The 14850-nt window shown below is 68.3% G+C and carries 10 protein-coding genes; 3 read left to right on the plus strand and 7 right to left on the minus strand.

The window, feature by feature from the left end; translation table 11 throughout:
* Positions 1–399: 399 nt before the first annotated feature.
* Both adh and BKG60_RS26680 read right to left on the minus strand, forming a co-directional pair.
* Positions 400–1923: an aldehyde dehydrogenase gene (gene adh, locus BKG60_RS26675; RefSeq protein WP_070187129.1), complete on the minus strand. Its 1524-nt coding sequence runs from the start codon at positions 1921–1923 to the stop codon at positions 400–402.
* A 116-nt stretch (positions 1924–2039) separates the two neighbouring features.
* Positions 2040–3344 (minus strand): helix-turn-helix domain-containing protein, encoded by a 1305-nt coding sequence (locus BKG60_RS26680; protein ID WP_120765042.1) that lies wholly within the window; start codon positions 3342–3344, stop codon positions 2040–2042.
* 244 nt (positions 3345–3588) lie between these two features.
* Between BKG60_RS26680 and BKG60_RS26685 the strand changes: the two genes are divergently transcribed.
* Positions 3589–4995: a DEAD/DEAH box helicase gene (locus BKG60_RS26685; RefSeq protein WP_070944237.1), complete on the plus strand. Its 1407-nt coding sequence runs from the start codon at positions 3589–3591 to the stop codon at positions 4993–4995.
* A gap of 67 nt (positions 4996–5062) precedes the next feature.
* Here BKG60_RS26685 and BKG60_RS26690 read toward each other — a convergent pair whose 3' ends face one another.
* The 4 genes from BKG60_RS26690 to eccCb form a co-directional block, all read right to left on the minus strand.
* Positions 5063–5359, minus strand: a complete 297-nt coding sequence (locus tag BKG60_RS26690; RefSeq protein ID WP_070187095.1) for a WXG100 family type VII secretion target — start codon at positions 5357–5359, stop codon at positions 5063–5065.
* A 12-nt stretch (positions 5360–5371) separates the two neighbouring features.
* The gene (locus tag BKG60_RS26695) at positions 5372–5695 is read right to left on the minus strand and encodes a WXG100 family type VII secretion target (protein WP_070187094.1); all 324 of its coding nucleotides are present in this window, start codon (positions 5693–5695) and stop codon (positions 5372–5374) included.
* Positions 5696–5773: 78 nt separating this feature from the next.
* Complete coding sequence (locus BKG60_RS26700) at positions 5774–6928, minus strand: type VII secretion-associated protein (protein WP_070944238.1); 1155 nt, start codon at positions 6926–6928, stop codon at positions 5774–5776.
* Complete coding sequence (eccCb, locus tag BKG60_RS26705; protein ID WP_070944360.1) at positions 6925–10653, minus strand: type VII secretion protein EccCb; 3729 nt, start codon at positions 10651–10653, stop codon at positions 6925–6927. Before eccCb ends, BKG60_RS26700 begins: the two co-directional genes overlap by 4 nt.
* A gap of 122 nt (positions 10654–10775) precedes the next feature.
* Between eccCb and eccD the strand changes: the two genes are divergently transcribed.
* Together eccD and mycP are read left to right on the plus strand one after the other, a co-directional pair.
* A complete protein-coding gene (gene eccD / locus BKG60_RS26710) occupies positions 10776–12122 on the plus strand; it encodes a type VII secretion integral membrane protein EccD (protein ID WP_070944239.1) in 1347 nt (448 codons plus the stop codon).
* On the plus strand, positions 12119–13459 hold the full coding sequence (gene mycP / locus BKG60_RS26715) for a type VII secretion-associated serine protease mycosin (protein WP_070944240.1): 1341 nt from the start codon (positions 12119–12121) through the stop codon (positions 13457–13459). Before eccD ends, mycP begins: the two co-directional genes overlap by 4 nt.
* On the opposite strand, the gene eccB is transcribed toward mycP, so the two are convergent.
* Positions 13412–14815 carry a type VII secretion protein EccB gene (eccB, locus tag BKG60_RS26720; protein WP_070944241.1) on the minus strand — a complete coding sequence of 468 codons (1404 nt, stop codon included), beginning with the start codon at positions 14813–14815 and terminating at the stop codon, positions 13412–13414. The two genes, mycP and eccB, sit on opposite strands and share 48 nt — an antisense overlap.
* Positions 14816–14850 lie beyond the last annotated feature (35 nt).

A 14850-nucleotide genomic window follows, 5' to 3' on the forward strand; every position in this document is an offset into this window, starting at 1 on the left:
TGACAAAGCTGTTCGCATGTAGGTCCGGCTTCGTGCAGCCTGACCGGTCACCCGTCGACACGACGTTAAAGGTAGGTTTCTCAACCTTTGACTAGATGAGTATCACCCTCCGCCACCACTCTGTCCACCCCAACGGGAAACTGGTGCGAGCGAGCGAAGACACCTTGGCTATAGACTGCGCCACAAGCGATTTCGCTCCACCACATTGATCGAGACACCGGCGGACACAGCGAAGCCGCCGTCGGATGGCCGACGGCTTCTGCCGTATTCAGTTGTTCCACAACAGGTACCGCGAGTGTGGAGCCGTTGCGGGCGTGCGGGTCAGATGCCGCAACAGCTCCACACTCGACGGTGGTTCAGGGGGCTACTGGGCTTGTCGGTTCCTCGCGCAAGCGCTCGTCAGAAAAAGCCCTGCGCCTTGTTGGCGTAGCTCACCAGCAGGTTCTTGGTCTGCTGGTAGTGATCGAGCATCATCTTGTGGTTTTCCCGGCCGATGCCGGACTGCTTGTAGCCACCGAACGCCGCGTGCGCGGGGTAGGCGTGGTAGCAGTTGGTCCACACTCGCCCGGCCTTGATGTCGCGGCCCGCGCGGTAGGCGGTGTTGCCGTTGCGGCTCCACACACCGGCGCCCAGACCGTAGAGGGTGTCGTTGGCGATCGAGATGGCGTCGTCGTAATCGGTGAACGAGGTCACCGCCACCACGGGGCCGAAGATCTCCTCCTGGAACAGCCGCATCTTGTTGTGCCCGGTGAAGATCGTCGGCGCCACGTAGAAGCCGCCGCCCAGATCGCCACCGAGATCGGCCCGCTCACCACCGGTGATCAGTTGAGCACCTTCGGTTTTCCCGATCTCGATGTAGGACAGGATCTTCTCCAGCTGATCGTTGGAGGCCTGCGCACCGATCATCGTCTCGGTGTCCAACGGGTCCCCCTGCCGCACGGCCTTGGTGCGGATGGCGGCCAGTTCGAGGAACTCGTCGTAGATGTCGGCCTGGATCAGCGACCGTGACGGGCAGGTGCACACCTCACCCTGGTTCAGGGCGAACATGGTGAACCCTTCCAGGGCCTTGTCCTGGAAGTCGTCGGCGGCGGCCAGCACATCGGAGAAGAAGATGTTGGGGCTCTTGCCACCCAACTCGAGCGTCACCGGGATCAGGTTCTGGCTGGCGTACTGCATGATCAGCCGGCCCGTGGTGGTCTCACCGGTGAAGGCGATCTTGGCGATCCGGTTGCTCGAGGCCAACGGCTTGCCGCACTCGACACCGAACCCGTTGACCACGTTGACCACACCGGCGGGCAGCAGGTCACCGATCAGCGACATCAGGTAGAGCACCGAAACCGGGGTCTGCTCAGCAGGTTTGAGGACCACGGCGTTGCCGGCGGCCAGTGCCGGGGCCAGCTTCCACACCGCCATCAGGATCGGGAAGTTCCAGGGGATGATCTGGCCGACGACACCGAGTGGCTCATGGAAGTGGTAGGCGACGGTGTCCTCGTCGATCTGCGAGAGCGAGCCCTCCTGAGCGCGCAGCACGCCGGCGAAATACCGGAAGTGATCGACCGCCAGCGGAATGTCGGCATTCAGCGTCTCGCGGATCGGCTTGCCGTTGTCCCACGACTCGGCCAGCGCGACGGATTCGAGGTTCTCCTCGATCCGGTCGGCGATCTTGTTGAGGATGACGGCCCGCTCGGCCGGCGAGGTCTTACCCCAGGCCGGAGCGGCCGCGTGGGCCGCGTCCAGCGCCTTTTCGACGTCAGCCTCGGTGGAGCGGGCCACCTCGCAGAACACCTGGCCGGTAACCGGCGTCGGGTTCTCGAAGTAGCGCCCCTCGGCGGGAGCCACCCACTCGCCACCGATGTAGTTGTCGTAGCGGGCCTCGAACGACATCAGGGCGCCTTCGGCACCCGGACGTGCATAAACAGTCATGGCAATCTCCTGCATCGGACACCAGATGTGTCGGTCGTCACTAAAGGTAGTCAGCAGTAGGTTGCAGCACAGTTGCACCGTTCGAAAGTGACGTTGCAGGCGGCCGGCCGGCCGGGTTAGCCCAGCTCAGAGTCGATGCCGGCCAGGTGGCCGCGGGCCTGTGCCCTGGCCACCGGATCGGCCTGGGCATGGTCGTGCAACATCCGCCAGCCCTGTCGGTCGTCGCGGCCGTCGGGCAACGCCAGCCACCGCCGCAAAAGACCCAGGTCAGCACCGGTCAGCACCGCTTCGCGCACACTGGCGCTCAGCTCGGTGCGCAAGCGCGCGATGGCCGGTGACACCGACTGCGGCAACAACGCCCCCGAATACGCGTCCAGGGCAGCCGCGACATCGCCCGCCTGCAGTGCGCCGAACACGTCGCCCATGTCGCTGGCGACCGGCGCCATCAGGCGGTAGGGCCGCGACTCGATGTAGGTGCTGCCGATGACCCGGCGCAACCGCGACACCTCGGCCCGCACCGTCACCACATCCAGGTCCTTGTCGTCGAGCAGCATCGCCAGGTGATCGGCACTGAGCCCCTCGGGGTGGCGGATCAGCAGGACCAGGATGTCGGCGTGGCGCCCGGTCAGCACACTGTCCTGGCTCCGGCCGGCGACGTCAGGCACCCGCCAGCGCGGGCGGTCGGCGCCCAGCACCGTCAGCCGCGCGCCTTCCTGCGCGGCAGGGACGACGGGCGCGGTGAGCCGCAGCAGTGCCAGCTGGTTCTCCACCGCCGCCGCGGTGGCTCTGACCAGCGCCAACGTCTGTGGCGACGCCACCTTGGAACCACCGGTCAGGTCGATGGCGCCCAGCAGCGCCCCGGTGGCCGGGTCGTGTACGGGCACCGCGGTGCAGCTCCAGGAGTGCACGGTGCGGGAGAAGTGTTCGGACCCGAGGATCTGCAGTTCGCGATCCAGGGCCAGCGCGGTGCCGGGTGCGTTGGTCCCGGCAGTCCGCTCGCTCCAGTCGGAACCCGGCACGAAGTTCATCGCCTCGGCCTTGCGCCGCGCGCCCGCGTCACCTTCGACCCAGAGCAAGGTGCCGTCGGCTGCGGTGATCGCCACCAGCACCCCGGAGTCGACGGCGTCATCGACCAGGAGGCGACGGATCAGCGGCAGGGTGGGGGCCAGCGGATGGGTGTTGCGCAGCTCGGTCAGTGCCGCGGCGGCCGCCGCCGCCCGGGTGCCCAGATCAGGGTCGACGCCGGTGGCCAGGCTGCGCTGCCAGCTCTCGACGATGACGCGGCGCACCGGCGTGGCATCCAGGGAATCGGCATCTACCTGACCTTCCACGAAAAGGTCGTGGATGGCACGCACCTTCGCGGGCAGTGCCCGGGTCGAAATCCGGCCTCCCGCGTTCCTCGATGCGGCCACGGCGATCATCTCTCCCGGCGTCGGGCCATGGGTATGGCATTCACCCGCCAGGATAGTTGACCGGCCTGACCTGTGATGGAAACCACCCGCAGGTCAGCCGCCAGAAATCTCCGGATTCCACCCCCACCCGGTATGGTTGGGGTCGTCGCGGCTTGCCTGTTCTGCCTCTGCCGCAATCTCGATCATCATTTCAGCGCCGTGGGATTCACCCGCGCCGGGCAGGACAACCGCCCACTTTCTTCGGAGTTTGTTTTTGTCTGCCCAGACGTCTTTTGCTGACCTCGGCCTGCCCGCACCCATCGTGGCCACGCTGGCCGCCAACGGGGTGCACAGCCCGTTCCCGATCCAGGCCGCCACCCTGCCCGACTCGCTGACCGGCCGTGATGTCCTCGGCCGCGGCCGCACCGGTTCCGGCAAGACCTATGCTTTCCTGCTGCCGCTGGTGGCCCGCCTCGCCACGAGCGGCACCGGCCGGGCACCGAAGCGGCCCCGCGCGCTGATCCTGGCGCCCACCCGCGAGCTGGTCACCCAGATCGAGGCCTCGCTGGCCCCGCTGGCCAAGGCCACCGGACTGCGCTCGATCAACGTTTTCGGCGGAGTGGGCCCCAACCCGCAGATTGCCGCGCTCAAGCAGGGTGTTGACATCGTGATCGCCTGCCCGGGCCGTCTCGAGGACCATGTGAAGTCCGGCCACGCCGACCTGTCCTCGGTCGAGATCACCGTGCTCGACGAGGCCGACCACATGGCCGACCTCGGCTTCCTGCCGGGTGTCAAGCGACTGCTGGACCGGACCCCGAAAAACTGCCAGCGCCTGCTGTTCTCGGCCACCCTCGATGCCGGGGTGGATGTCCTGGTGGACCGCTACCTGCACAACCCGGTGGTACACAGCGTGGACTCCGCCCAGTCCCCGGTCGCCGCGATGGTGCATCACGTGCTGCACGTGGACAATTCGACACGGATCAGCGTGGTGGCCGACCTTGCCGCCGCGCCGGGACGCACCATCGTCTTTGCCCGCACCAAGTACGGTGCCAAAAATCTCACCCGGCAACTCAATTCACGCGGCATCCCGGCAGTTGAGTTGCACGGCAATCTTTCCCAGAATGCCCGCACCCGCAACCTGACGGCGTTCTCCGACGGCTCGGCGGGGGTGCTGGTCGCCACCGACATCGCTGCCCGCGGCATCCATGTCGACGACGTCAGCCTGGTCGTGCACGCCGATCCGCCCGTCGAGCACAAGGCGTATCTGCACCGGTCCGGCCGGACCGCCCGGGCCGGCAACGAGGGCACCGTGGTGACGCTCATGCACGATGCGCAGGTTTCGGATGTGCGCAGCCTGACCCGCAAGGCCGGGGTCAAGCCGACCATCACCCGGGTGCAGGGCACCGACCATCCGGTGCTACGTCAGATCGCCCCCGGCGACCGGGTTTTCGGTGACCCCATCCGTCCCGAGCCGGTTGCCCAGGCCGCTGCGGCGCCGCGGCGCACCGGCGGCAAGTCCGGCCAGCCCAGCAAGTCCGGCCAGCCCCGGCGCAACCGTCCCGGTGGGTCTTCCCGCAACGGCGGCGGTGCGCCGACGGCCCGGTCCGGGTCCGGCGGCGGCGGACAGCGCGGCGGACACCGCCGTCCCCGCCGTTCGAACGACTCCGGCTCGGGCCGCTAGACCGCAAGTGTGCGGTCCCGATCGTCCTCTCCTCCGACCGGGACCGCACAGGTTCTTCCCGCCCCCCTCACGCTCCCCACGCGTTGGCCGCGCTGCGGTCGGTGGCCGCCACTTCGTCGGCACCGTCACGCACCGCATTGCCGAGCGAGAACAAGATTTCGTTGAGCGCCGCCGCGGCCCGGTTCCAGCGAGCCTGTTCGACGGCATAGGCCTGCGCCGCCTCACGGGTCCACACCTGCTGCAGAGGTGCGATCTGCGCACGTAATTCGTCGAGTGCGGCGTTGAAGCGGCCGGAGGTGGTGTGGATCTCCTGGCGGACCGAGTACTCGATCTCACCGAAGTTGTATGACAAGACGTTGTCCATCGTGGGCTCCGATCAGATACCGTCGCCGACGGTGCCGAGGCGCTGCGCGTGGGCATCGGCCGCGGCGCGCAACGTGCGCTCGTTGGTCCGGATGGTCTCGGCGATCCGGCTCAGTGAGGTGTGCAGCGTCAGCGATTCACCGTTCCAGCGGTCGACCACATCGCGGAACCGCACCGCGGCCACGCCACCCCACACCGACGGCGGCACGCTGCTCATCTTCCCGATGAACGTCTGCAGCATGGCCCGGACGTCGTCGTTGAGGCCCTCGATCCGGCCGGCCACGCTGGTCATTACATCGAAGTCGGTGCCCAACGGCCCCGTTGGTCCTGGTGACATGTCCTGTGAGTCCTCCGGTGTTGTTCTGCGGGATATACCAATTCGACGCACGCCGGCCCAGTTCGGTTCCATCCGATTTCAGAATGTCGCCCGCGCCGAGCGGGTGGCCGCCTCGCAGGCCGGCCGCACGGCTTCGGTGTGTCCCGGTGCGCTCTGGCACCCGATCGCGATCCGCACCGGACCGTCGGCGAACACCGCCCAGCGGATCTCTCTGCCGGCGCGGACTTCCCGGTAACTGACCACCGGACGCGCGGCGACGACCGCGGACGGGTCGAAATCGAAAAAGACTCCAGATGGCTGCTCCTGGAATGCGCGCTGCAGCGTGTCGGCCACCGCACCGTCGCCGATACCGGATTGGGTGAGGTGAATCATCACCTGTGGGTCGGTCGGGGAAACCACCTGAACCCGTGCCGATCCCGGCCCATCGGTGACCCGGTGCACCGTCCATCCCGACGGGATCTGCACACCGACCCGCCCCTCGACGAGAACCGTCATCGCCATGTCGTCCGCGGACCCGCCGGACCCGGCGAACGAGATTGCGCCCAACACCACGGCCAAAACCGTTGCCGCACCGAGCATGACCCGGCCCGCCGGTGCCCGCGCCCCTGCCGGATGACGGGCGGCCGGGGCGTCCGGAGTTATGGCCGCGTCACGCCACATCCGGGCGTCGACCGGGGTGACACATACGCCGCGACGGCGCAGCCCGGCTATCACCGCATTGCCCAGGTCCACCGCCCCGGCAACCTCCGCCGGAGCATCGACGACGACCTCAGCCGATGTCCCGGCGAGTGCCAATACGGTGCGTACCACCGCCTCCGGATCCAGATCCTCCTCGGCGTGACGCGCCAAGGTATCGCTGCGGGCCCCGGCGCTCGAGATCACCACGAGCTCATCAGCGATCTCGACCACGGCCCACGACGCCCCGGTCAGAGCGCTGCCCACAGCCTGAACCCGCGGCATCACAACAACTTCGGCACCCGAGACCGCGGCTGCAGCTCGCACCCGGTCACAACGATCGGCGCTCCACCAGGTCGGGCAGACAAGGGTCAGCTTCCTTCTCCCCGCAGCCGCGGTGTCGAGCACCTCCACCCACAGCTGCGAAACCGGCACCGGCTGGTCCCCGACCAGGGTGAGCTCGTCATCGATGCCGGCCACCGCCGTCACGGCAAGGTCAGACACCGGACCCGGACCACGCACGGTCACCGGGCCCACCTCGACGACCGCCCCTGTCACGACGGATCCGCCCCGTCGGTCAGCGCGACCTGAACCAGCTGATCGGGTGCCGCACGGGTGATCAGCGTTGCGCGCCCGGGCGGAAGCCGATCCGGGCGCACCGCCCCCAGCAGCACACCGTCATCTGGGTTGGCGCTCATCATCAGGCCCATGCAGCCAAGGTCTTTGACGCTGGCCAGCATCGGATCGAACATTGCTCGCGCCGCACCCCCGGAACGCCGCGCCAGTAGCAGGTGCAGTCCGAGGTCACGGGCATGCGGTAGGTAGGGCAACAGCGGCGAGAGCGGATTCGTCGCGCCGGCGGCCACCAGGTCGTAATCGTCGACCACGACGTAGAGCTCCGGGCCACACCACCACGAGCGGTCGCGAAGCTGTTGCTGGGTGACCGCGGGCCCGGGCATCCGGCTGCGCAGTGTCTCAAGCACTCTCGGCAGCACGGCATCCAGGGCGCCGGCTGAAGGCGCGTACCCGGCCAGGTGCCCCGATTCGACAACTCCCAACAGCGCACGCCGAAAGTCCACGATGAGCAGTTGCACGTCGGACGGGTCGTTGGCGTCGACGAGATTGCGACACAGGGTGCGCAATGCGGTCGACTTGCCGCAACCGGTGTCACCGAGGATCACCAGATCCGGCTGAGCGGCGAAATCGAGTACCACCGGGGCCAGTTCGCGTTCACCCAGACCCAGCAGCACCTCGGTCGCGGGCCGGACCCGCGACGCCGGCAGCAGCCCGGACCCGTACACGCACGACGGCAGCAGCCGCACCGCGGGCGCTCGGGCATCTCCGTACTGCAGGCGCAGCACATCACCGATGTGTGCCAGGGCGGTACCGATCCCGGTGTCGCACGGCCGGCCGTCGAGCCGTGGCAGCGCAATCAGGAACTCGCGACCCTCACGGGTCAGACCCCGTCCTGGTGCGCTGTGGGCCAGCTGCCGGGCGCGTTTTCGGTCCATCTCGGATTCGGCCGGATCACCGAGGCACAACTCGATGCGGGTTCCCAGCTGGTCCTTGAGTGCAGGCCGGAACTCGGCCCACCGCGACGCCGTCACCACGACATGGACACCGAGCGAAAGCCCCTGTATCGCAAGCGCGGTGATCGACGGCTCCAGAGATTCGAACGCGGTGCGAAACGTCGACCACCCGTCGATGACCAGGAACACATCTCCGAAGGGATCGTCGATGTCTCCATCGCGACGACGTGACCGGTACTCCGCCATGGAGCCGACACCGAAGGCGGTGAAACGCTCTTCGCGAGCGCCGACCAGCGCGTGCAACTCGGCCACGGTGCGCCGGATCAGATCGCTGTCAGCGCGCCCGGCGACCGCCCCCACATGCGGCAGCGCCTGCGCTGCGCTCAACGCTCCCCCGCCGAAGTCCAGGCAGTAGACCGCCACGTCGCGGGGATGATGTGTGGCGGCCAGCGCCACCACCAAAGCCTTGGCCGCCGTGGATTTCCCGGACTGTGGACCTCCGACGATCGCCACGTTGCCGTGCGCGGTCCCCAACGCGAGCATCAGTCGGTCCCGACGCTGCTCGAATGGACAGTCGACAAGTCCGAGCGCGACCGTCAGCGGCTCGGGATCCGACAACAGCACATCGCTGAGTGGGACGGCACCCGGCAGCGGCGGCAGCCACACCTGGTGTGCCGGGGTGCCGTGTCCGGTCAACCGGTTGACCACCTGGTGCAGCACAGTGGTCGTGGCCGGTGCGGCGGTCCGAGGATCGGTCCCCGCCGTGAGCCCGGTGAAGCGTCGCGGCCGCACCCGGCCCTGCGGTGACGGCGAAGGCTGCTCGTGCACCGGGCATTCCGCGGAGACGAACGCGGTCTGAAACTGGACGATCTGTCCGGATGGCGCCTTCAGATAGGCCGCACCCGGCGTTGCGGGCAACTCGTACGCATCGGCGATCCCGAGCACCGAACGGGATTCGCCGGGCGAGAACGTCTTGAGACAGACCCGGTAGGACAGGTGGCTCTCCAGCCCCCGCAACCTGCCCTCGTCAAGGCGCTGGCTGGCCAGCAGCAGATGGATGCCCAGCGAGCGACCGAGCCTGCCGATCGCCACGAACAATTCGGCGAAGTCCGGGTGCTGCTGTAGCAGTTCGGAGAACTCGTCGACCACGATCAGCAGAGCCGGCAGCACAGGTAGATCAGTCCGGCTCCGATACTCGGCGATGTTGGCCAGATTCCCAGCTGCCCGCAGCAGTTCCTGGCGGCGCGTCATCTCCCCGGCCAGGGCGTCGGCCATCCGGGTCACCAGCGGCGCCTCCTGCGCCAGATTGGTGATCAACGCGCTGATGTGATTCACCTTGTTCAACCCGAGAAATGTTGCCCCGCCTTTGAAGTCGATGAGGACAAGGTTGAGCGCCTCGGGAGGATGTGTGGCGATCAGTCCCAACACCAACGTCCGCAGGAATTCCGACTTCCCTGAGCCGGTGGCCCCGACGCACAGCCCGTGCGGCCCCATGCCGTCATGTGCGGCTTCCTTCAGGTCGAGATACAGCGGCGTGCCGTCAGCACAGCGGCCGACCGGAACCCGAAGGAACCGCTGCGGATCCGATGACAACCAGACATTGCGCGGATCGATCCGTCCCGGGTCTTCGATCCCGATCAACGCCGGCCAGGCGGAATCGTCAGCCGTGTCGGTGAAACGATGGCGCGCCAGCCTGCGGGCACACGTGACGGCCTGCTCGTGGGTCATCTGGTCCGGTTGCACAGCGGCGCCGTCGCAGAGCACTACACCGGAATCCAGGTCCAGATGCAGATCGGCTCCGCTGGTGTCGGTGCCGCCAGGACCCGCGGCGACCAACAGCGTGACACCGGCACCGGCAGCGGGCACACCGGCCGAGGCAGAGTCGACGATGACCACGGTGTGCACCGTGGGCGCCGCGGGCGGACCACTTCCGCCGGTAACCGCATGGTGGCCAAGCCATTTCAACCATTCCCAATGGGCGGCGGTGGACCCGTCGACGACAGCTGCGATGCGCAGGTACCGCGGGCTGTGTGCGATCGCCAGCTGACAGATCATGGCGCGTAGCAGGGCACGGACCGCGTCGGCGGCACCGCCGACGGTGACATGACTCAGCCCGCACAGCTTGACCGTCACCGGCGCATCGGTCACCGTCGACCGACGCCGGATCAGTTGGGCCAGAGCCGATACCGCGACCGGATCCGCATCTCGTCCCGAATCGGCAGCACCGGCCACCAGCCGCATGGACAGTGGACGCTCCCCCAACCCGATCCGGACCTCACCGAAGTCAGCGGCAGCGGGGCGGCGCGTCCACATCCCCTCACTGCCGGCGAGCGCCCAGAGTCGTGCGGGCTCGGGATGTGCCGCGTGCAGGCTCAACCACTGTGCGCGGCCCGCTTCACCTGTCACGGCGTCGATACCATCGAGATAGCGCAGGTACTCGCAGCGGTCCCGGTGTATCTGCTGGGCCCGACCGTTGCCCTTCAAACTGTAGGCCGCTGTTCCGATCGCCGACATCGCCATCATGATCGGAAACATCGTGGCCGCCGGGCCGCGGGTGGCAACCGCCCCCGACGTGACATACACCGCGATCATGCCGACCACCGCCACCACGAGAACCAACGGCAGCAACCGGGTCAGAGGGCCGGCCGGGGTGTGGAGCGGCAACGCGGGTGGCGCGTCGATCACCATCTCCCCGGTCGAAGGCTCCACCGCCGGGAGCCCGCGGGCGGTGTGCGTTGTGTGGCTGGTTCCCATCGACATTTGGACGCACGCCGGCCCCTTCGGGTTCCCTGTTCTCACCGAAATTTTGGTGCACAGCGACCCCGGCCCGGTCGGTTAGCGTGACATGTGTCGGTGTCAACCGGGGGGGTGATGCGATGCCGGATTCCTTGCGCCATGTGTCGGTTCACTGCGGGCCGCCGCCCGGAGTCGAGCGGGGCGCCACAATCGATTTGGCCTTGCCCGCTGCCATGACCGTGGGCGAACTGTTGCCCTGGATCGTCGACATGCTCGGCGCCGGGGACGGCACACCACGGCACTGGCAGCTGGCACGGCTCGGCGGCGATGATCTCGACGCGTCAGCCACGCTGGTACAGAACGATATTCATGACGGAGACCTCCTGATCCTCACCGGATCTCACGATCAGCCCGCGTTCGAGCGGCCGCTGATGTCCATACTGACCGAGAGCTCGGACGATGAAGCGGTGCCTGCCGGGCTGCGGGTCGCTGCCTGTCTGTGGGCCTCTGCGCTGGGTCTCGTGGCCGTGGCGTGGGCTGGGATCGGCAGCCTCGGATGGAACCGCATCGCCGTCGCCGCGGCGGTGGCCATCACCATGGCCGGTATCACCGTGTCCGCACCGCGTATGGGACTGAGCCCGACCGTGACCGCGACACTCAACGTTGTCGCCGTGGCATTCGCGGGGGTGCTCGGCTTCCTCGTCGTTCCGGCCGGGCCTGCGGCGGCGAACTTCTTCCTGGCTGCCATCGCGGCGGCGTCATCGGGCGCGCTGTTGATCCGGGCGTCCGACTGCGGCAGAGAGATCTTGCTCGCGGTCATGACCGTGGCCGTGGTGCTCGCCACGGCGACCGGGGTGTCGGCGTTGTGGCCGGTGCCCACCCCCGCGTTGGGCGCGATGGTGAGCGCCCTCGGGCTGGGACTGCTGCCCCTGACCCCGCGATTGTCCATCGCGCTGGCAGGCCTGACCCCTGCGGTGCCGGGATATCCCGACACCGAGGAAGACGCGTTGGGCAGCAGCAGATCCGACGACGATCCGCGAGCGTTGCTCGGTTTTCAGAACCTGGTGGGCCTGGTCGCCGGATGTGCGGCCGCAGGAGCGCTGGGAACCACGATCGTGTGCCTGTCCAGTGTTCGTCAGGTCAGCGCCGTCGAGGTCGCGTTCGTCGCCGCCGTGGGTGTGGCACTGCTGTTGCGCTCACGCACCTATGCCTGCGGCCGCTGCCTTGCCATGACAATGATCTGCGGAACACTCTCTCTCACCGCAGCTTTCGCGCTCGTGGTGGCATGGGCTCCCGCGCACGGCAGTTGGATCGGCGTACTCGCCGTGAGCGCCGGAATCGCCGCGATCTGGCCGGCTACCGTCCGAGGTCCCGTGGCGGCTCGGCTCGCCGACGTCATCGAATACGGCGCGCTGGCCGCGGTGGTGCCCCTGGCATGTTGGCTCATCGGCGCATTTGATCTCTTGGACGGTCTGGGGCTGCGGTGAACCATCCAGCGCGATTGGCTGCGGCGCTGATCACCGGGCTTCCGCTGCTGGCCGGCGGACCGGCCTCAGCGGTCGTTCCACCGACCGTCGTTCCGCCCGCGGTGGACTCCACCTTGCTGCCTCGGCCGGCGCCGCCGGCACCGGTCGAGCCCACAGAACAACGCCAACCCTGCTACCAGTCGGCAACCGAGGCTTCGGGCGCCGAGGGTGGCCCGCTGAATCTGGACGCGGTCTGGGCGCTCACCCGCGGAGCTGGCCAGAAGATCGCGGTGATCGACACCGGGGTGGCCCGGCACCGACTGTTGCCGCGCCTGATCGGCGGTGGCGACTACGTGTCCGGGAGTGACGGGACGGCAGACTGCGATGGGCACGGCACGATCGTCGCCGGAATCGCCGCCGGCACACCGAGCGCCGGATTCAGCGGGGTGGCGCCCGATGCCGCCGTCCTGGCCATCCGGCAGTCCAGCAACAAGTTCGCCGCTGACGGCGCGGCGCGCGGGGTCGGGAACGTCGATACCCTCGCCATGGCCGTCCGCACCGCCGCCGACCTCGGCGCCACGGTCATCAACATCTCGTCTCCTGCCTGCGTGCCGGCCGCCGCCGCACCCGATGACGGCACCCTCGGCGCCGCACTGAGCTACGCCGTCGACGTGCGCAACGTCGTGGTGGTCGCCGCGGCAGGCAACGTGGGCGCAGGCTGCACCCAGCAGGACGGTCCGGTCGGACAGTTCGGCGAACCCGACTGGAACAGCGTGCGCTCGGTGTCCAGCCCGGCCTGGTACGACGATTTGGTGCTGGCCGTCGGATCTGTCGGATCCGACGGCACCGCATCGGCTTTCAGCTTGGCTGGCCCGTGGGTGGATGTGGCTGCTCCCGGCGAGAACCTGGTGTCGCTGCATCCCGACGGCGAACGGTTGATCGACACGGTCGGACGGGATGCCCCGATATCGGGAACCAGTTATGCCGCGCCGGTGGTCGCGGGCATCGCCGCACTCGTGCGGTCCCGTTTCCCGCAATTGAGTGCGCGAGAGGTGATGCGTCTGATCGAAGACACCGCGCACAACCCCGCCGACGATTGGAATCCTTACGTCGGCCACGGTGTGGTCGACGCCCTGGCCGCGGTCAGCGGCAGCACTTCGCCGCCGGCCTCCACGCCGACCAATCCGGCGTCGGTAGCACCCACGATGCACCCGCCGGCCGATTCCGCGCCCCGGCGTGTCGCCTTCGGTGGCGCCGCAGTGTGTGTCGCCTTGACGGTGCTGACCGCAGTAATGCTGGCAGCCAAGCGATTACGCCGGCGCGGCTGCGGTGGCGGGGAATACGTCCCGCATAATTGAGGCCGCGTCCGGGTTGAGTTCGGGACCGCGCGGCAGCATGGCCAGCATGGGCCACGGTGCGGGTACGACGGTGGTTCCCAGGCCGACGCGTTCGGCAGTGTGCGCGTCGCGGATCCCGTACAGCACACCGAGATCGCCCAGCAGATACAGCGGTCCACCTACGGTCGCGCCGCGGACCACACCGCCGGCCTGGAGCAGAACGCTGCGGCCGACCGGGATGTGGACGCGGTCGATGTTCGGCCCGGCCCCGTCTGCCTGGGCCAGCGCAATACCGGCCGCCGCCAATGAATCAGACACCACCACAGTGGTGTTCGTGTCAGGTCCGGGCTGTCTCGGGTCCCAGCGGGCGCACACCGCGGCCCGAACACGAGGCAGGACCCGCTCCGGGAACCGGGCCACCGCGAGGCTGCCGGCGACCGGTACGTCGGCCACCACATCGGCGGGGACGACGGGCGGTTCATCATCGGACTGCGTCACGCTGAAGCGGATGACATCGGCCGCAACTCTGTCGATGCGTTGCAGCCCGTCGGCCAGTACCACGTAGAACTCGGTGGGGCCGGCACGCACCACGCGGACCACGGTGCCCACGGAGAGCCCTCCCAACACGGCCGGTCCTCGAGCGCCCAGGCCCGCGATCAACGGTGCCTGCAGGGCGGGAGCCTCGGGCACAGAGTCCAACAGTGCTTGCGAAACCCGTTGGACCGGCACACCTTCCAGGTGTAGCGCACGAACGACGGCGATGTCGCGAAGGTCGACCCGGGCTCGCCACCCGTCGACCAGCAGATAGGTCGGGGCCCCCACGGCGCGTGCCGCCACCAGCAGCCCCTGGCCGGCGCGCAACGGCGAGGTCTCACGATCCGATCGGCCGGCCACCAGCACGGTCTCGGCAGGCTCGGCGAGATCACATATCTCCCAGCCGGACTCGTCGAGGCCGAGCGGTCGACCGATCTGCTCGGGAGCCCCCGGGATGCCGACCAGCGGCCCCCGCCGTAACTTCGCAATCACCGCCTCGTCGACCACAACCGGTTTGGCCGGAGCACCGACGATGAGCCGGGCCGAGACGAGGTTGGCCACCGGATGCGCTGTGTCGTCGATGCGTACGTAGAGCGCGCCGGTGTCACGCGCCATCAGGATCGGCGCATCGCCGGGCGTCGAACCCGGTCGTACCAAGGCGAACACCGCACACGCCCCGACCGCGACAGCCGCCAGCACACACCCCGCGCCGTATGCGACAGCTTGTGCGCGCAACGGATCGTCGAGCATGCGGGCGTCGCCGCGAACCAGCGCGTGAGCCATGCGCCGCAACAGGAATCGATGCCCGCTGAGCTGTAACCGAGTGGCCGGTCGCCGTGCCATATGTCCCCCGTGGGCAACCCTAACCCGACCGGGGA

It is taken from the genome of Mycobacterium syngnathidarum (assembly GCF_001942625.1).
Taxonomy (GTDB): Bacteria; Actinomycetota; Actinomycetes; order Mycobacteriales; family Mycobacteriaceae; genus Mycobacterium; species Mycobacterium syngnathidarum.